At 40.0% G+C, this 19335-nt stretch carries 16 protein-coding genes; 2 read left to right on the top strand and 14 right to left on the bottom strand.

Features of this window, described 5'->3' with window-relative positions; all coding sequences use genetic code 11:
* Window positions 1-154 precede the first annotated feature (154 nt).
* The gene (gene safA, locus ACYX4O_RS03525) at window positions 155-778 is read right to left on the bottom strand and encodes a SafA/ExsA family spore coat assembly protein (RefSeq protein ID WP_476354620.1); all 624 of its coding nucleotides are present in this window, start codon (window positions 776-778) and stop codon (window positions 155-157) included.
* A 304-nt stretch (window positions 779-1082) separates the two neighbouring features.
* On the opposite strand from safA, the gene ACYX4O_RS03520 reads away from it, so the two are divergent.
* Window positions 1083-1802, top strand: a complete 720-nt coding sequence (locus ACYX4O_RS03520; protein WP_476354618.1) for a 3-ketoacyl-ACP reductase — start codon at window positions 1083-1085, stop codon at window positions 1800-1802.
* A gap of 109 nt (window positions 1803-1911) precedes the next feature.
* On the opposite strand, the gene opp4C is transcribed toward ACYX4O_RS03520, so the two are convergent.
* The 5 genes from opp4C to ACYX4O_RS03495 are packed head-to-tail and all read right to left on the bottom strand — an operon-like array spanning window position 1912 to window position 7662.
* Window positions 1912-2823 carry an oligopeptide ABC transporter permease gene (gene opp4C, locus ACYX4O_RS03515; protein ID WP_188654241.1) on the bottom strand — a complete coding sequence of 304 codons (912 nt, stop codon included), beginning with the start codon at window positions 2821-2823 and terminating at the stop codon, window positions 1912-1914.
* A gap of 11 nt (window positions 2824-2834) precedes the next feature.
* A complete protein-coding gene (gene opp4B, locus ACYX4O_RS03510) occupies window positions 2835-3800 on the bottom strand; it encodes an oligopeptide ABC transporter permease (protein ID WP_476354616.1) in 966 nt (321 codons plus the stop codon).
* 38 nt (window positions 3801-3838) lie between these two features.
* Window positions 3839-5602 (bottom strand): oligopeptide ABC transporter substrate-binding protein, encoded by a 1764-nt coding sequence (opp4A, locus tag ACYX4O_RS03505; RefSeq protein WP_476354614.1) that lies wholly within the window; start codon window positions 5600-5602, stop codon window positions 3839-3841.
* A gap of 36 nt (window positions 5603-5638) precedes the next feature.
* The gene (locus ACYX4O_RS03500; RefSeq protein ID WP_476354612.1) at window positions 5639-6640 is read right to left on the bottom strand and encodes an ABC transporter ATP-binding protein; all 1002 of its coding nucleotides are present in this window, start codon (window positions 6638-6640) and stop codon (window positions 5639-5641) included.
* A complete protein-coding gene (locus ACYX4O_RS03495; protein ID WP_476354611.1) occupies window positions 6637-7662 on the bottom strand; it encodes an ABC transporter ATP-binding protein in 1026 nt (341 codons plus the stop codon). The genes ACYX4O_RS03500 and ACYX4O_RS03495 overlap by 4 nt, the downstream gene beginning before the upstream one ends.
* A 271-nt stretch (window positions 7663-7933) precedes the next feature.
* Between ACYX4O_RS03495 and ACYX4O_RS03490 the strand changes: the two genes are divergently transcribed.
* Window positions 7934-8398 (top strand): hypothetical protein, encoded by a 465-nt coding sequence (locus tag ACYX4O_RS03490; protein ID WP_476354609.1) that lies wholly within the window; start codon window positions 7934-7936, stop codon window positions 8396-8398.
* Window positions 8399-8439: 41 nt separating this feature from the next.
* Here ACYX4O_RS03490 and ACYX4O_RS03485 read toward each other — a convergent pair whose 3' ends face one another.
* The 8 genes from ACYX4O_RS03485 to ACYX4O_RS03450 all read right to left on the bottom strand — a co-directional run bounded on the left by ACYX4O_RS03485 (window position 8440) and on the right by ACYX4O_RS03450 (window position 19298).
* Window positions 8440-9567, bottom strand: a complete 1128-nt coding sequence (locus ACYX4O_RS03485) for a Ger(x)C family spore germination protein (protein ID WP_476354607.1) — start codon at window positions 9565-9567, stop codon at window positions 8440-8442.
* The gene (locus ACYX4O_RS03480; protein WP_476354605.1) at window positions 9564-10670 is read right to left on the bottom strand and encodes a GerAB/ArcD/ProY family transporter; all 1107 of its coding nucleotides are present in this window, start codon (window positions 10668-10670) and stop codon (window positions 9564-9566) included. The genes ACYX4O_RS03485 and ACYX4O_RS03480 overlap by 4 nt, the downstream gene beginning before the upstream one ends.
* Window positions 10657-12177 carry a spore germination protein gene (locus ACYX4O_RS03475; RefSeq protein ID WP_476357001.1) on the bottom strand — a complete coding sequence of 507 codons (1521 nt, stop codon included), beginning with the start codon at window positions 12175-12177 and terminating at the stop codon, window positions 10657-10659. Before ACYX4O_RS03475 ends, ACYX4O_RS03480 begins: the two co-directional genes overlap by 14 nt.
* 134 nt (window positions 12178-12311) lie before the next feature.
* Window positions 12312-13472, bottom strand: coding sequence for a sporulation protein YhbH (gene yhbH / locus ACYX4O_RS03470; protein ID WP_476354603.1), 1161 nt, complete (start codon window positions 13470-13472; stop codon window positions 12312-12314).
* Window positions 13473-13842: 370 nt separating this feature from the next.
* Window positions 13843-14613: a membrane protein insertase YidC gene (yidC, locus tag ACYX4O_RS03465; protein WP_476354601.1), complete on the bottom strand. Its 771-nt coding sequence runs from the start codon at window positions 14611-14613 to the stop codon at window positions 13843-13845.
* 26 nt (window positions 14614-14639) lie between these two features.
* A complete protein-coding gene (locus tag ACYX4O_RS03460; RefSeq protein WP_476354600.1) occupies window positions 14640-14948 on the bottom strand; it encodes a hypothetical protein in 309 nt (102 codons plus the stop codon).
* A 164-nt stretch (window positions 14949-15112) separates the two neighbouring features.
* The gene (gene odhB / locus ACYX4O_RS03455) at window positions 15113-16459 is read right to left on the bottom strand and encodes a 2-oxoglutarate dehydrogenase complex dihydrolipoyllysine-residue succinyltransferase (RefSeq protein ID WP_476354598.1); all 1347 of its coding nucleotides are present in this window, start codon (window positions 16457-16459) and stop codon (window positions 15113-15115) included.
* The gene (locus ACYX4O_RS03450; RefSeq protein WP_476354596.1) at window positions 16446-19298 is read right to left on the bottom strand and encodes a 2-oxoglutarate dehydrogenase E1 component; all 2853 of its coding nucleotides are present in this window, start codon (window positions 19296-19298) and stop codon (window positions 16446-16448) included. Before ACYX4O_RS03450 ends, odhB begins: the two co-directional genes overlap by 14 nt.
* Window positions 19299-19335: the final 37 nt, after the last annotated feature.

Raw genomic sequence — 19335 nt, 5'->3', positions numbered from 1 at the left:
AAACGCTTACATAGGGAAAAACGTTAATTTCTCGCTATTTTCTATAAATAAATTTTTTTGCCTTATCTCGTAGTATTGTCCTAATGCGTTTGAATCATGTCGATACGAACTACTTACTAATAAAAAAAGTCAGCCTATAAGGCTGACTTTTTCATCATTTTGTAATAAATTGTTGAGTCCAGTAGTAGCCATAACTACCGCCCTCAGCATATCCTACACCAATATACGTTAAGTCTTTATCAAGGATATTCTTTCTGTGACCAGGACTATCCATCCAAGCTTGAACAACTTCTTGTGGAGTGCGTTGCCCTGCTGCAATATTTTCTGCTGCTTTCCGATACGAGATATTAAACGACTTCATCATTTCAAACGGTGAGCCATAAGTTGGAGAATTATGTGCAAAATAACCCTGGTCTCTCATATCACGCGATTTGTAACGCGCTACACGTGATAATTGCCAATCACTCTTTAATGCAGGCAAGCCTTGCTTAGCCCGTTCTTGGTTTGTAAGACGAATGACTTCTTGCTCGACTGATTTAATGTCCCCTTTTAGCGGGATCGTTACTCGATCACCAGGATAGATTAAGTCAGGATTACTGAACTGTGGATTGGCACTAATAATTTCATTCAATCCGATCTGATAACGTTTTGAGATCTTCCAAAGGGTATCGCCACTCTTTACGGTATATGTATCCGTACTCTGTGCATGGCTAGAATTAGGCACAATCATGGCAACAAGTAAAACTGCAAATAGAAGGGAAAATAGTATCTTCTTCATTTTCTATCGCTCCTTATTTTTGTAATCATGTGTAGTGTGGCTAAAATAAGGAAAAATACTCACTAATTTCAAGAATTAAAAAATCTCTGCAAGACGTCGATTGGTCCTAAACCAACTCCTAGCTCCAATAAGATAAAGAAGATCTTTCATTGGAGTGCCTCAGCTACGTGTATGGAAAATGATTACCTTATAACAGAACATTAAAGCGGCAGAATATAGAAGGAGGTAAGTGCAAATCCCTTTGCCATACCCTAAGTCTTAGATAGAATAGATATGCGTTACATATCGAAGGAGTTGAAGATTCATGCCAGAAACGTTAAAAGGAAAGAATGCATTAATCACAGGGGCAGGCCGTGGCATTGGAAGAGCCATAGCATTAGCTCTAGCTAAAGAAGGCGTTAATGTAGGGTTAATTGCCCGTACAGAAGGACCTCTTCAAGAGACGGTTCAAACAGCCGCTGATGAGGGAGTTAAAACATCTTTTGCTACAGCAGATGTTTCAAAGAGTGATGAGGTATTTGAAGCTGTTTCTTCTATTAAAGAAGAATTAGGCCATATCGACATCCTCATTAACAATGCTGGCATTGCAAAGTTTGGTAAATTCTTAGAATTAGATATGGAAGATTGGAAACAAATCATTGATGTCAATTTAATGGGAGCATACTATGTAACACGTGCCGTATTGCCAGAGATGATAGATCAAGCTTCAGGAGATATCATTAACATCTCTTCCACAGCCGGCCAAAAAGGCGCACCTATTACAAGCGCCTACAGCGCTTCAAAATTTGGACTAATGGGATTAACGGAATCACTTGCCCAAGAAGTGCGTAAACACAACATTCGTGTAAGTGCCCTCACACCAAGTACAGTAGCAACAGACCTAGCAGTAGATAATAACCTTACTGATGGCAACCCTGAGAAAGTTCTACAACCTGAAGATATGGCAGAATTCGTTGTTTCTCAATTGAAATTAAACAAACGCGTATTTATTAAATCAGCAGGATTATGGTCTACAAACCCATAAACAAGACAAACCGGCTTAAGCGCTTAGCTTAAGCCGGTTTGTCTCTTGGTATGAATCATTTAATCGATGCATATAAAAATCTACCAAAGGACCTTTGGTAGATTTTTTATTAGCGAAATGATTTTGGATTAAAGGCGTCTTTAACTCCTTCTCCAATAAAGTTAATTGCCAGAATGGTAAACACCAGAATGATTGCTGGTGGAACCCATATCCATGGCATATCCTGAAGAACTTCAGGTTGTTGAGAGGCACTTAACATGTTCCCCCAACTTGGCACTTCTTGTGGAACACCAAAGCCGAGATAACTTAAAGCCGATTCTGCTACAATCATATTCGCAAACAATATTGTCGCTTGAACAATAACTGTTGTCAGAACATTTGGTAGCAAATGCTTCATTATAACTTTATTTGGTCGGCCTCCGATTGAAGTAGCAGCCAGTACATATTCATTTTCTTTTTCAGATAAGATCTTACTGCGGACAAGACGAGCAACCCCGCCCCAACCGAGAAGACTAATAACCCCTATTAGTACACCGACACCGCCAACTTTACCGAATAGGATCGCGTTAAGAACGATAACGAATACTAAAAATGGGAAGTTCAGAACAAAGTCTGTGAAACGCATCAACATGCTATCCACAATTCCACCGAAGAAACCAGCAATCGCTCCTACAATGACTCCTAGGAACAAGATAATCATCGTACAGCTAATTCCTACAAATAATGAAACACGGCCTCCGTATAACAAACGAACGAAAACGTCTCTTCCACTTGTATCTGTTCCAAACCAGTGCTCGGAGGAAGGAGGAAGTTTCATCTGCCCAATATTAACTCGTGAAATATCCACGGTAGTTATGTATGGTGCTAAGAAAGATAGAATGGCTAGAATGATTAAATAAACTAAGCTAATCATCGCTAATTTGTTTTTCATAAACTTTCGACGGGCCATTGCCCAAGGGGACATACTCTTGGGTGGCTTTGTTGTTTTTAGTTGTGGGTCTTTGTTAGGAACAACTTCCATAGCCACACCTCCTAATCAATTCTGATCCTTGGGTCAACGATTCCGTAAAGAATGTCAGCTATTAAGTTACCGACTAAAACAATAAACGAGAACATCAGTGTTAACGTCATAAGTGTAGGGTAGTCAGAAGCTTGAACTGACGTTAGGAATAATTGTCCTAAACCTGGATAAGTAAAAATTGTTTCTGTAATCAACGCACCATTAACTAAAGATACTAAATCAAAACCTAAAAATGTAATCAAAGGAATAACAGAGTTTCTTAAAATATGGTGGTTATAAATTCTTGATTCTGGCGTACCTTTTGCACGAGCTGTTCGTACAAAGTCTTTATTACTGTTATCAATAATATCGTTACGCAAGAACTGTGTGTAACTCGCCGTTCCCATAGCCCCTAATACTAGTGCAGGTAAGAACGTATGATAGACCTTACTTAACCACCAGTCTAGTGTACCTTCATCAACGGCTATGTTAACGGAACCGTTAAACGGAAACCAACCTAATTGGAATGAGAAGAAGTAAATCGCAAAAACACCTGCGATATAACTAGGAATAGCCAACATCATATAGTTAAATCCACCGATAAAGTGATCCAATTTAGTGTAAGGCTTTCTCCCGGCTGTCATTCCCATAGCAAAGGCAAAGCAATATGTGATGACTAAAGACATTATTCCCAAGAATAAAGTGTTTGGCAAACGTTGAGCAACTAAATCACTTACAGGGATTTTGTACTTAACAGACTTACCAAAATCTCCTTGAACAAACCCAGTAATCCAATCATAATACTGTACGTGAATCGGATCATTGTAACCCAATTTCTCACGCATGTCTTCAATATACTCTGGATCAGTATTATTCGGATCTATCTCTCCAGAGAAGGGATCTCCTGGCATTGCTAATGCCAGGAAGAACACTACAATGGAGATAAGGAGTAACATCGGAATCATGCCTAATAATCTACGAAGTGTGTACTTTAACATGGACATTCCCCTTATCTAATAAAACTTACAAGATGATCTTAGTTCTGGATGTACCATTCGTGAGGGCTGTTAGAACCTGATACATCAAATTCTACTCCGCCTACTCGTTTGTTTACACCATAAATTTCTTGAAGTTCAGCGATGTAAAGCATTGGTAGCTGCTCGTTAAGAAGTTGTTGCCATTCGCCATATACTTCTTTACGTTTTTCTTGTTCTGTACCAACTACATCAATATCTACTGCATCATCTAGAAGCTGATCGCTTTCTTCGTTCACCCAACGAGTATAGTTCCACAGTTGGTCAGATTTCCAAAGTGCTGATGGGTCTGGGTCAGAACCTGTTCCCCAACCACCGAAGTAAACTTCGATTCCTTCAGCATCTTTTTCAAGCTTGTCATAGTAAAGGCTTGATTCGATCATTTCTAGTTCAGATTTCAGTCCTACCTCTTCCCAATACTGAGTTAAAGCTTTAGCACGAGACTCGAAAGTAGGGTTTGTAGAAGAATAGTGAGAGAAATTAACTACAAACTCTTCACCATTTGGATCTTCACGGAAACCGTCATCGTTTACATCTTTATAACCTGCTTCATCAAGAAGGCTCTTCGCTTTTTCAGGGTCATATGGGTAGTCATTTAATTCGTCTTGGTCAGCTGCAATCCAGTGAGCTGTTGGTACTGGCGCATTTACTTTAGAACCATAACCACTAAAGAATGCATCAATCCACTGATCACGATCAATTGCATGGTACATTGCTTTACGAAGCTTTAAGTTTGCGTATTTGTCATTTTGCTCAACAACTTCTTTCTTCTCGTTGTCGAACTTACCAAATTTGAATCCAACATAGTAGTATGCAAGACCTGGGTATGTTACAAGATCAACATTTTCCATATTTTCTACTTGTTCACCTAGTGTAGGGTGAACAGGAACCATGTCCACATCGCCATTTTCAAGAGCACCAATGACTGCTTTGTTATCAATTACTTTAACGATAACTTCGTCTAGCTTAGGAGCGCCTTTCCAATAGTCTTCATTTGCTTCAAACTGGTATGATTCACCAGGTACAACTTTAGTAAGTTTAAATGGTCCAGTACCCATCATGCTTTGACGTGTTTTTTCACTGTCTAGCATGTCAGCTACTTCTACACCTTCCCAATAGCTACGGTTCATAGGATATGACCAAACATTAAGTAAGTTGTTTACACGAGCTTTGTCGAATGTAATCTTAATTTCATAATCACTAATAACTTCAATACCAGAGATGCTGTCCGCTTCTCCATCACGGTAAGCTTTTGCACCTTCGATTGTTTCAACGTTTGCATAGCGAGGACCTTCATAATCAGCGCTTGCTAGTGTCTCAAGTGCGAACTTCCAGTCTTCAACTGTTAGCTCATCACCATTATGCCATTTGATACCTTCTTCAAATGTAAAGGTATATACTTTGTTATCCTCAGTGCTCCAATCAGCCACATTTGGTTGAATCGCTAAGTTTTCATCATACTCAAATAATGGATCTACAGCGAACTGTACAATTTCAAAGTCAGTTGCTGTACCATAATAGTGAACGTTCAAAATACCTTCTGGTTCACCATCAATTGCGTAATTTAACGTTCCACCTTCTTGTGGCTCTCCACTTGCATCTTCTCCACTGTCACCTTCAGAACCTGTGTCCTCAGTTGTATCTTCTGTGTCGGTATCTTCACCGTCACCTGAATCTCCGTTAGCATCACTGTTACATGCTGCTAAGAATAACGTTAGCATTAACATTAAAGACATTAGCCAATAAAAACTTTTTTTGTTCTTCATGAAAAAATGAACCCCCCTGATAGTTTGTTTAAATGATTACTCATAAAGAAGACATGCGACGTGCTGACCTGGTTTCACCTCCTTTAATTGAGGTTTAGTTTTAGAACATTCATCCATCGCTTTTGGACACCTTGTATGGAAGGGACATCCAGATGGTGGATTTTCAGGACTTGGAACATCCCCCTCAAGGACAATTCGCTCACGTTTTTGCCCTATTTTAGAGGCATCTGGCACCGCTGAAATCAGTGCCTGTGTATAAGGATGTAAAGGATCTGCATAAATAGAACCCTTATCAGCAACTTCCATGATATTTCCTAAATACATAACACCGATTCGATCACTCATATGTTTAACAACACTCAAGTCGTGTGCAATAAATAAATAGGTTAAATCAAATTCATCTTGTAACTCATTTAACAGATTCAACACCTGCGACTGCACAGAAACGTCTAATGCAGATACAGGCTCGTCCGCTATAATGAGCTTTGGTTTAAGAGCCAGTGCTCTAGCAATGCCTATACGCTGACGCTGTCCACCAGAGAACTCGTGAGCATATTTATAATAAGCATCTTCAGGAAGACCTACACGAGTTAATAAATCCATAACTTCCGCTTTTAATTCTTCACCTTTGCGGTTTTTATGGTAGTTTTTAATAGGTTCACTTACGATATCCCCAACCATTTGCATAGGGTTTAAGGATGCGTAAGGGTCTTGGAATACCATTTGTATGTCTTGACGAATATCACGGAGCCGTTTACCCGTTAATTTCGTAATATCCTCGCCATTAAAGAGTACTTCTCCATCCGTAGGATCTAGTAATCTTAAAATGGAGCGACCTGTAGTCGATTTTCCGCAACCTGATTCTCCTACAAGACCTAATGTTTCACCCTTTTTAATATCAAAAGTAACACCATCTACTGCTTTTACAGCTCCTATTGTTCTTTTAAAGAAACCGCCCTTTACGGGAAAATGCATCTTTAAATCGTTCACTTCAAGCAACTTTTCGGTTTGAGCTTTGTTCAATTCGGTTATACTCATCGTAACACCTCTTCTTCAGGTCGACTTGATTCGTAGAGTAAGCAAGCTACTTCATGACCTTCTTCATTTTTCGCTAACTTAGGTGTAACGGTTGTGCATTCTTTCATAGCTTTTGGACAACGATTCGCAAATCGGCACCCTACTTCTGGCATTTTCGTTAACGAAGGCACAATTCCATCAATTGTTGCAAGCATATCTTTCTGTTCCTCTAACCGTGGGATTGCTCCCATCAATAATTCTGTATATGGGTGTTTAGGTGAATTGAAAAGACGCTGAACATCTGTACGCTCTACAATTCTTCCCGCATACATGACAATAACCTCATCACAAGTCTCAGATACAACACCAAGATCATGAGTGATAAAGATAATCGACATATCATTTTTCTTCTGTATATCCTGTAGCAGCTCAAGAATTTGAGCTTGTACCGTTACGTCAAGTGCTGTGGTAGGCTCATCTGCAATGAGTAACTTCGGCTGACAGGCTATTGCCATTGCAATCATGACGCGCTGTCTCATCCCACCAGATAGCTGGTGAGGATATTCGTCAACAATTCGATCTGCTCTAGAAATTCCAACGGCTGTTAATAGTTGGACTACCTTTTCCCGCGCTTCTTTTTTAGACAGTTTAAAATGGTTATGCAGTACTTCCTCCAACTGATAACCAATCGTAAATACCGGGTTTAGGGAAGTCATAGGCTCCTGGAAGATCATTGATATATCTTTACCCCGAATTTTATTCATTTCTTTATCGTCTAAACCTTCTAAATTCCTTCCTTCAAAAAGAACCTCTCCGTTTCGGATTTTACCGATTCCTTTTGGTAACAAATTCATTACAGATAAAGACATTACACTCTTACCGCAACCGGACTCTCCAACGATTCCGACGATCTTACCTTTTTCGACATTAAAAGAAACACCGTCAACCGCATTGTGATCTTTCCCCTCAATACTAAAGGCCGTCTCTAAGCCCTTCACCTGAAGTAAAGGGTCATGATTTACATTTGATTGTGAGTTATTCATTAGGACACCTCAGATTTAAAATTTACAAATGTATTAGAATTAATAATTTTCTGATTTTTTATTATAGTAAACTATTTATTGGTAGAACGTCAATGCTTTATTAACAATTTATTGTAATATGTGCGAAATTTTTTAAAGATTTGTAATAAAAATGTAATATTTGACTCTAAATCTTCATGCTAAATAATCTCTTCTACCTATTAAACAAAAAGGGTCATATGAATTTGTGTCGAATCTTTAGATATAGGACCCATTCAATAGGAGGAGAAAGATGAAACAAGATATGGCACAGTTGTATAGTTTAGAAGATTTCCATAAGAAAATGGCCGTAGATCTATTTAATTATGTATGGACACTACTTGATCTTGAAGATAGGTCAGAAGAACAAGAGCAAACGATGATTCATGCTGCTCATGCCTCGAGGTATCACTGGGAACAGATCGGCACTTCGCTCAATAAAGTTCGAGGCGATTGGCAACTATCAAGAGTATATTCGGTTGCCGAGCGCGAGGAACCTGCCCTCTATCACGCTAAGGTTTGTTTAGATTTATGTTTGCAAGAAGAGATCGGAGATTTTGATTTAGCTTTTGCGTATGAAGCAATGGCAAGAGCGTACAAATTAGCTGGCCAAACGGATAAGATGGAAGAATATAAGGGGCTAGCTCTTAAAGCTTGTGAGGATATTAAAAACGAAGCAGATCGCCGTATTGTCTTGGAGGACCTTGCCTCCATTTAAATAATTGAAAAGGCATAAACCTAGAAGGTTTATGCCTTTAACTAGTAAATTACACCATGGCCTGATAGCTCTACCTTTGTATCTATATTAAAGGTAATATTTGGGTAAGTTTCCGTCCAGTTCATCTTTTCCCACGTAGTATGATTAAAGGCTTGAACCCTTCGTCCAATCCCCAAGAAATCACTGTTAGCTTCTTGAGTTCGTTGAATGACGCTTTGCATATCCTTTGTTAGAATTTCTGAGTATTTCTTTTCTAAGTTGGCTACTTCCTTTTTATTCAAAACTACAGGTAGTGTTTTCTCTACAATTTTCGCCTTCAACTTCATGGTAATCGTAACGTTAATATCATCTGGATCATCAGCTTGGAGGTTTATTTTCCGCTTCACGCCACCAACTTGAATAGATACATAACTCTTCACCGGGTCCCGCTCGTTATTGGTTACATTTCTATTAATCGTTGCTGATCGCTTCAAATTATCATCTAATAACAACAGAAGAAGAGATTCATCTGTATTTAATGTTACGTCTGAATATTTCTGTCCACTAAACAGGGCCATCCCTATATAATTGATAAGCCCTTCGTCCTGATCAACTTCTAAAGCTGGGAGTGCGAAATCTTCTCCTTCTTCAAATAACTCTGCACATATAAGCTGTAAGTTTTCAGCAGGTGCTTCTGTATTCATCATTTGGCTATCTAAAACCCCATTAATATACCCACTTATTCGAGGCTCTTGATTTACCCTTAGCCGCAGGGCTTCTTCAGCAGTTCCCATAACCATAGCTAATTTAGCATTCAAATTATTTTTCGGATCTCGGTAAAGTACATCTAATATAGGGAGAATATCTTGTCGCGCTAATTCTTCCCCTAGCAAAAAGACCCTATTCTTTGAAGCATCGAAAGAGCGCGAAATACGATGGTCTATATTCATTTTCCCATCCCTTGTAGAAGAAGCTTCACTTGTTATCACTTGAATGAATTCTTGCCCTGGTCCTTCTAGCCCTTGCTCCACCGTAGGAATTACAACTGTATTACGAATATTCATCTCATTGCCAGTATCAAATCCCGCTGCCAACACAAGTTTCACATTTTTAAATTGCCGCTGATCCCAACAACCAGTAAGTAGTATGAGACATGTAACCATAATGAGCGCATTAGCGCCTATTCTCATAATGAAGTCCCCCCTTGTTCTTTCTTTCTAAATACAAGGCTAACTAGCCAAAGGAAGATCGGAACACCAACTCCAGTCCATATACCAGCCATGGATACATAATCATCTAGTATGGTCAACCAATCATCATCCTTTGGCATGAAATAGGTGATACAAAAGAGAGTAAACCCAATGAATAGAACAGCCTTCTCATAAGGAATCTTAGGGAATACGTGGCTCATGCCTTTGCTAGCTAATAGTAGATAACTACAAAGTGTGGTTGCGACAGAAACAATCCACATGGATATAAAGAATAAGTCAATTCTTGATATAATAGGAAACTCAACAGCTTTCAGCATATAGAGAACAGGCTCACTAACATACTTCATCTCTACGGTTCCAAAATACATGAAAGAAAGTAGTACTGTTATAAAGTAAAAACTCACAACGAAACCATTAGCGCACGTAATGGTTACTAGCTTTTGCTTTGGTGTCCCTTTCGTATATGGAAAAAGAAGCAGAACAATTAAATATCCAAGCAAGGACAAAGAAGATTGATACACCCCATCAAATATCGATGGAAATCCAGATATGCCAATTGGTAATAGATAAATCCAGTGACCATCTTTTGCAGCGAATAATAAAAGGATAACTAAGATGGGCAATAATATAGAAACAAATACATATAATCTCGCCATCACTTTTACATTACCTGAAACCAAATAAACACCAAGTGAGATAAACATAAGACTAATAATCCAGTAGGGCGTCCTTGGGAGAAGCCAGGTTCGTATCATTTCATCGAACAATAATAATATAACGGCTGAAACGGCTAGTGAGTAAAGAATCAATACAGCATTGAATAGGCCTCCCGCTGCTTTTCCGACTATTTTAGGGATATATTCGTACAGATGTTGATCAGGAAAACGTTTCGCCAATCCCCACATCACAAAGAGTACAATTTGAATAAACACCCCGCCTATCAGAAGGGAGATCCATCCGTCTTGTTTCGCAGCTTCATGTAAATTAAATGGAAGGGTTAAAACGCCTACTCCAATTAAAGTTTGAATAATGAAGAAGAAATACTGTCTTTTAGAGATCATCTCATTTTTAGCTGCGGCCATTCTTCTTCCACTCCCTTGACGGATCACCCGTACTGCTCTTAGCTGGTTGAGCATCCTTTGGTCTGTTGTTCATCATAAAAAGCGGTAGTCGTATGAACGTATCCTTCAAATCTTTTACTCTTAAAGGGGCTAAAGGTGCAAAATACGCTGTTCCAAATGATTCAAGACGACATAAATGAATTAATAAACCAAAAAAACCAAACACAATCCCTAGGAATCCAAAGGTAGAGGCTAATAAAATTAGCGGGAAAGTTAATAATCGCAATGCTGTACTTAATTCATTTGAAGGGACTACGAAAGAGGCAATCGCTGTTAACGCAACGACGATGACCATCAAATTTGAGACAAGACCTGCTTTTACAACAGCATCCCCAATAACCAAACCACCTACAATTCCTATCGTTTGACCTACAGGACTCGGAAGCCTTATTCCGGATTCACGAATAAGTTCAATAATCACAACCATCACTAGTGCTTCGAAAATGGGTGGATATGCAATATTATTAATGGAACTTTTTATGGGGATGACCAATGTGTCTGGAATAACCTCAAAATGGAATCCCACAACCGCGATATAAAAAGCTGGCAACCCTATCGCGATAAGAAAGCTCATTAACCTTATCAACCTTATAAAAGTCCCCGATATCCATCGACTATTATAATCATCCGGTGTCTGATAAAACGTAAAAAACGTAACAGGAAAGATGAGACATGTAGAACTCCCTTCTGAGAGCAGGATCACTCGCCCATCTAAAATATTCGCAGCCCCCCTGTCAGGCCGCTCGGTGTTCAGCATCTGGGGAAACGGCGAGAACGAATTATCTTCTACTAGCTCTTCAATATAGCCTGGACTCACAATCGTATCAGCAGAGATATGTTTGATACGATCCTCAATTTTTTTCACCACTTCAGGGTTCACGAGCCCTTCCATATACATAATAGCTAAGTTCGTATTCGTCTTCTTCCCAACTCGAAAATACTTCACCGTTAAATCCCTATGCTGAATTCTTTTTCGAATTAAATTAATATTAATCATTACACTTTCTACTAATCCCTCGTGAGATCCTCGGAGCACTTTCTCTGTATCAGGTTCTGACATATTCCTATTATTGGACATGGTCACGACAAAGACAGAAACCTCAGTGTTCCCTTCTTGTATAAAAACCGCACACCCGCTTAATAAAGCAAAGATGGCATCATTTAAATCAGTAGTACCCCTTCGATTCGGCAACTGACCAATTGTACGATCGGAATAATTGGAAAGTGGAATAAAAATCTTGTTTTGAATCTGTTCTTGATCAACTAACGACTCGAAATAGAGAAGGGCCTGGCGATTTCCATCCATATGCGTAACTTTTAAATCATGAGAATGGTGAAGCTCTGAGCTGATATAGTCAATATTGTCTTTGAGCGACCGAAAGCTGTCTTTCGTAGGGCTCTCCTGCTCTTTAACTTCACTATTTTGATTCTTTTTCTCCGATTGTCTCGGCCGTAACAACTTTCTTATTTTCACGCCATCCCTCCTCTATAACAATGTTTATATGTATGTAGTGTCCTCAAACAACTAATTTCCTATACATTCCGCGTATAGGTTTAGAACAAAAAAACTCGAGTCCCCTCATAAGGAAACTCGAGTTTTTCTTATACCAATACTTCCTCATCTTCTTCTTTAAAGAAATGCTTCATAGCGTAAAATACATCTGCCTTCCTTCTTAAAACAAAGTGTCGGAAGCGCTCATCTTCGATCTTCTTATAGGCGGACATTAGAGTACTGTGACGGTTATACTGATTCACTTCACCATATCCAAACATACTCGAAACATCCATTAACTGTTCAACAAGTTGTAAGCACCGTTTGTTATCAGAGGTTAAGTTATCTCCATCAGAGAAGTGGAATGGATAAATATTATAACTCTCCGGATTATATTTCTTATCTATTAAATCAAGCGCCTTTTTATATGCAGATGAACAAATGGTCCCCCCACTCTCTCCTTTTGAAAAAAAGTCATCTTCAGGAACAACTTTGGCTTCTGTGTGGTGGGCGATAAATTCGATTTCCACTGTTTCATATTTTGTTCTCAAGAAACGTGACATCCAGAAGAAGAAACTTCGAGCCATATATTTTTCCCACATGCCCATTGAACCAGAGGTATCCATCATAGCTAACACAACCGCTTTTGATTCTGGCCTCACTTCTTCATTCCACGTCTTATACCTGATATCTTCTGGGTAGATTGGGTTAAACGTTGCATCCCCTCCCATAGCATTCCTCTTAAACGCTTCTAGCATAGTACGTTTCTTATCAATATTTCCTTGTAGTCCCGTTTTCCGAATGTCATTAAAATTAATATCCGTTGTAATAATGTTATCTTTCTCTTTTTCCTGCAAATTCGGTAAAGCTAATTGATTAAACAAAGCCTCTTCTAATTCTGCAATGGAAATCTCTGCTTCATAAAAATCCTCACCAGGTTGATCACCTGGCTTCGCACCTTTCCCTTGCGCTTGCTGCGGGGATCCATCTCTAGCAATTACATCTCCGACTTGGCTGTCACCTTCACCTTGCCCTACATGTTTATTCTTATCATGGTTATAACGAATCTTATATTCATCCAACGACCGAATCGGAATCTTCACAACATCTTTCCCATTTGACATTACAATGTTCTCTTCAGAAATCAGGTCCGGGAGTTGATTCTTCAGCGCATCCTGAACTTTTTCTTGGTGGCGCTGCTGATCATCATACCCTTTTCTATGGAGGGACCAGTTCTCTTCAGATATAACAAAATTTTTCGAACGACTCATCCTTACCCCTCCTCCATTTTGTTTACTCTATCATATGCAGAAGTTGTCATTTTGATTAAAAATTCTGAAAACTTATTTAAAAACTTGTCACTTTCCGCACATGACTGCTTGCACCCATAGCGTTCCGTACCGCGACAATACTCTTTCTACCTGTAAACTGGCCGTACCTCGCCTAACGTTTTATGTCTTTCATCTTATGAGTGCAGGTCGTCTATTATGAGTGCCTTGTAAATAGAGGACAAACATTTTCTAGGATTCAAATCTTCTACATCTGCTCCAATACGCGTACACATTTAAAAACGAACATACCTGTACCATAAAAAGCCCAGGGTCTGGTAGTTGACCCTGGGCTTCCTATATTACGAACGAATTAATTTGATGGCTGTGGTGCGGTTTCAGCTTCTGTTTGGTATAATTTGCGCCCAATAATTGTTTGGACAATTAAGAACAGACCACCTACTGCCCAGTAAACCGGTAACGCAGCTGGGGCGTTAAGAGAGATTATAAAAATCATTACTGGAGATAAAAGCCCAATGAGCTTCATCTGTTTTTGTTGTGATGCTGGTACGCCAATTAATGACACCTGGTATTGAATGAAGTATAACGCTCCTGCAATAAGAGCCATTGCAATATTGGGTTCACCAAGGTTAAACCATAAGAAAGAATGTGTGGCAATGGTTTCTGAGCTTCGAATGGCAAAGTAGAAGCCCATTAAGATTGGCATCTGTAAAAGCATAGGTAAACATCCCATGTTAAGAGGATTCACACCATGTTTTTGGTATAGAGCCATCATTTCTTGTTGAATCTTTTGTTTATCTTCAGGAGTAGCCTCTTTCATTCTTGCCTGGATATCATCCATTTCAGGCTTCAATCCTGCCATTTTCACCTTCATTTGTTGTTGATTTTTATACATATTCAACATAAGAGGCATTAGCACCAGGCGAATCATTACAGTAATAACAATAATAGCCATCCCGTAATTCCCACCTGTAACAGATGCCGCCAGTTCAATGGCTTGCGTGAATGGTTCAACGAATAAGTTGTGGAGAATTCCATCTCCACCATCACCTTGACTTGAACACGCGGATAGTACAAATGCTGTAACAATAAATAGCAGGCTTGATTTCCATAAAGCTTTCATTCTATTAAATCCTCCTCAATAGTCGATTATAAAGTGAGCAATCGATTATTGAGGTAGTCTTCATCATCTGGCGAACTTTCTTGTCTCCCTATCGTTTTGCAAAACCAGCTAACAAAATGGTCAGTTGGCTTCACTCCTCTGTTCATATGAGAAGGTAATTGAATACTTGTTTGTTTAGTGGACCAATCTTTTGAGAATAAACTGGCTGCATCATCAACGAGTGATCCCCATACTCTATTAAACGCAACGGATAAGAACAAACTTACGTAAAATGAATAAAGAAAGGGGTCATTGACTAGATCCATATCAAGTAAATATTCGATAAGCATATTCATTCATTTGCCTCATTTCTCATTTGCATCTCTTATAGTTACGGCACAATCATTTCAAACGTTTCAATTTTCTTATCTTCAGTCTACTACTTTTTCTACAAGCAAACAACCAATCTAAAAAAGCCCATTCTGCCAACAAGAGCAGAACGGGCTTTATGCTTATCTTATTAACCTTCTAATAGAAGATTGTACGGGTCTTCTAACATTTCTTTAATACGAACAAGGAACTGAACCGCTTCTTTCCCATCAACAATACGGTGATCATAGGATAACGCAATGTACATCATAGGACGAACTTCAATAGAATCATCCGGCATAACCATTGCACGCTTCTGGATATTATGCATTCCTAAGATACCTACCTGTGGAGCATTTAGGATTGGCGTAGAAAGCATAGATCCAAAGATTCCACCATTTGTGATCGTAAATGATCCGCCTTGGAGCTCATCTAGGGCTAACTCTTTGTCACGAGCTCTCTTGCCAAGACGACCAATTTCTTTCTCAATTCCAGCAAATCCTAAACGATCTGCATCGCGAACAACCGGAACAACTAGACCTTCATCCGTAGAAACTGCCATACCGATATCATAGAATTTCTTTTTCACAATCTCATCGCCTTGAATTTCAGCGTTAAGAAGTGGGAATTCTTTAAGAGCACCGACAACAGCTTTCGTAAAGAAGGACATGAAACCAAGTTTTACATCGTGCTTTTGTAAGAATTGGTCCTTACGTTCTTGACGAAGGTTCATAACTGCAGTCATATCTACTTCGTTAAACGTGGTAAGCATAGCAGCCGTTTGTTGTGCTTCAACCAGACGTTTTGAGATCGTTTGACGACGACGTGACATCTTCTCACGTTCTACCGGCTTTTCAAATTCTGTTTTCTCAGATGACTTCTCATCTGATTTCTTAGATTTCTTGCTTTCTTTCTTGCTATCCTTAGAACCTTTGTCTTCTTTGGATTGGTTAGCTGCTGCTTCTACATCTTCTGGACGAATACGACCTAAAGGATCATTAGGTTTAACGTCTCTTAGATTAATCCCAAGTTCACGCGCTTTTTTACGAGCAGCAGGTGAAGCTACAACATCTTTATTCGGATCTTGATTGCTATCATCTTTTGTATCTTCTTGTTTCTCTGAAGCTTCTTCTTGGCTGTCTTTGGAAGATTCCTGTTTACCATCATCAGACGACTCTTCTTGTTGATCAGATCCTTCTTCTTGCTTAGATTCTTCTTCTTGGCCGCTATCTTCTTCAGCCTCAGAAGAACCGCCGCCTTCACCGTTTTCGTCTATTTTTGCAACGGTATCCCCTACTTCGACGTCGTCTCCTTCCTCAACTAGGAGTTCGGAGATGACGCCAGAAGCATCAGCGTTCACTTCAACATTTACTTTGTCTGTCTCTAGCTCAAGGATCGCATCGCCCTTTTCAACGGAGTCCCCTTCTTTAACGAGCCATTCTGCGACCGTGCCTTCTGTAATGGATTCTGCAAGTTCTGGTACCTTAATTTCCTTCATTGGAATCTCCTCCTTTAGATAGCTTCAGTGCTTCTTGGATGATTCTGTTTTGCTCTGTCTTGTGAACATTTGGTTCACCGACAGCTGGTGAAGAACGTTTTGGACGTCCAATATATTTAATTTCGTGTGTATTGTTTACTAATTGATAAAGTGTTTCTTTAACAAAGTCCCATCCACCCATATTACGGGGCTCTTCTTGGATCCACACCACTTCTTCAATATTTGGATACTGTTCCAGTATTTCCTGCAGTTGCTTCTCTGGGAATGGATAAATCTGTTCTACCCGAACGATGTGAAGCCAATCCCAGTTTTGATCTTCATTTTCGATCCGGTCTTCAAGATCAATCATGACCTTACCGCTACCAATGACAAGACGCGTCACTTTATCTTCATTTCCACCCAATCCACTCTGTGGTTTAAGTGGTTGGAATTGTCCATCACTGAACTCTTTACCCTCTGAAGCAACACGTTGATTACGAATAAGGCTCTTTGGAGTCATGAGCACGAGTGGACGTGCTGCATCTTTCCCACCAATAGCAGCCTGACGACGAAGTAAATGGAAGTACTGAGCGGAAGAAGTTACATTAGCAACCGTCCAGTTATACTCTGCGCTCATCGTCAAATAACGCTCTAAACGGGCGCTTGAGTGTTCAGGGCCCTGCCCCTCATAACCATGAGGTAACAACATTACAAGGCTCGATTTCTCTCCCCACTTCGCACGACCTGCTGAGATGAATTGGTCTATGATGACTTGACCTGCATTTGAAAAGTCTCCGTACTGAGCTTCCCATAAAACAAGGGCCTCCGGAGCTTGTACACTGTAGCCATACTCAAAGCCAAGAACACCGGCTTCGTTTAATGGACTATTGTATATATCAAAGGAAGCATTGGCTTCTTCTAATCCATGCATCGGGCAATACGTAGAACCATCTTCTACATCATGTAAAACAAGATGACGATGTGCGAATGTTCCACGTTGGCTGTCCTGGCCAGTTAAACGGATCGGCTTCCCGTCTTGCAAAATTGACGCAAACGCAAGTGATTCACCTGTAGCCCAGTCTACTTTATTGCCTTCTTCTAAAACATTCTCACGTCGTTGAAGAATCTTCTCTAGTTTCTTAAATCCATTGAAGCCTTCAGGACGTTGTAACAACCCTTTATTTAGCGTTTTCAGAACGTCTAGTGATACCGATGTATCAATAGCATCTAATCCACTTACCACTTCTTCTGGTACATCTTTCGCATCGCGTTCGCCTGTTTCATTCTCTTTCATATTCTCATACGTTTGGCGGAAGTTCTGGTCAACTTCTTCTTTCACCTGATCGAAGTACCCTTCTTCAATAACACCCTCACTCTGGAGTTGCTCGGCATATAATGTTGCAACTGTGGAATGATCATCAATTTCAGAATACAGATCAGGCTGAGTGGCACGAGGTTCATCCATTTCGTTATGTCCATAACGGCGATATCCTACAAGGTCGATGAGGAAATCCTTTTGGAACTTCTTACGGTATTCATACGCAAGCTGCATAGCAGACAAACATTGAATTGGGTCATCTGCATTCACATGGATGATCGGAATCTCGTATCCTTTAGCAAGATCACTTGCATAACGAGTGGAACGGCCATCTTCTTGAACCGTTGTAAATCCTACTAAATTGTTAGCAATGATATGAACGGCTCCACCTATGCGATAGCCTGGCAAATCACTCATGTTTAGGGTTTCGGCCACAACTCCTTCACCAGGGAAAGCTGCGTCCCCGTGGATAAGAATAGAGAATGCTTTACCTGTCTCTTGATCAGATAAACCACGTTCCCCGCGACTATCTTGAGCTGCACGAGCAAATCCTTGTACAACCGGATCAACAAATTCAAGGTGAGATGGGTTATGAGCTAGGGTTACACGCGTTGTGCGCTCCTCCTTCTCTACATCACGGCTCGCTCCAAAGTGATATTTCACATCTCCTGTCCATCCATAATTAATGCCCATTGAGCCTTCAGAAGGCACAAGTTCCTTATTAGGTGCATGGTGGAATTCAGAGAAGATACGGTCATAAGGCTTCCCTAATACGTGAGCCAATACATTTAATCGACCTCTGTGCGCCATGCCCATCATAATGTGCTCAACGTCTTCTTCAGAAGCAGCTTGCACAATGTGATCAAGCATTGGAACCATGACATCTAAGCCTTCAATTGAAAATCGCTTTTGAGCAACGAAGGTTTTAGCAAGAAAATGTTCAAACCCTTCTACTTGAGTTAATAGTTTCAGGACTTGCTTCTTCTTATCATCATTGAAATCTACTCTATACGTACCCTGTTCAATCTTATCTTGTAACCACGCTCGTTCTTCCTCATTGTGAACATGATCTACTTCGAAAGAAATACGGCCAGCGTATTGCTGCTTTAACGTATGAATAGCTTCAAGTCCGTTTGATACTCCGTTAGGCGCTTCAGGCCAAATCCATTTCGCTGGAATGGATTTCAAATCATTCTCCGACAAATTATATGTTTTCGGATCGAGTAGCGGTGAATAACGCTCTCGGCCTCGACCAACGGCATAAACTTCTGCCTCTAGATGACCGGAACGACGAATAGCCTCAACCAATTTCAAAGCTGAGGTCACCTTCTGGATATCCGCAGCAGATGGTTTGTCAGAACCTTGTTGGCTCTCATCCCCTTTTATCCACTCTGGAGCACCATATTGTTCAAACACCTCGACTAGAGATGAATCGACCCGCTCTGGATCTTCTAAGTATAAATCGTACTGTTCTTCGATGTACCCCATGTTGGGGCCATGGAACTGTTCCCAAATGTTTTCGTTAGACCCTTTGTTCGACACTGTTTACTACCCCCATTAGAAGTTCGCTTTCTGTGAC

This window comes from Pontibacillus sp. ABV4_188, from assembly GCF_056311905.1.
Note: the sequence above shows the minus strand (reverse complement) of the source record. Positions and strands in the feature narration are given on the sequence as shown.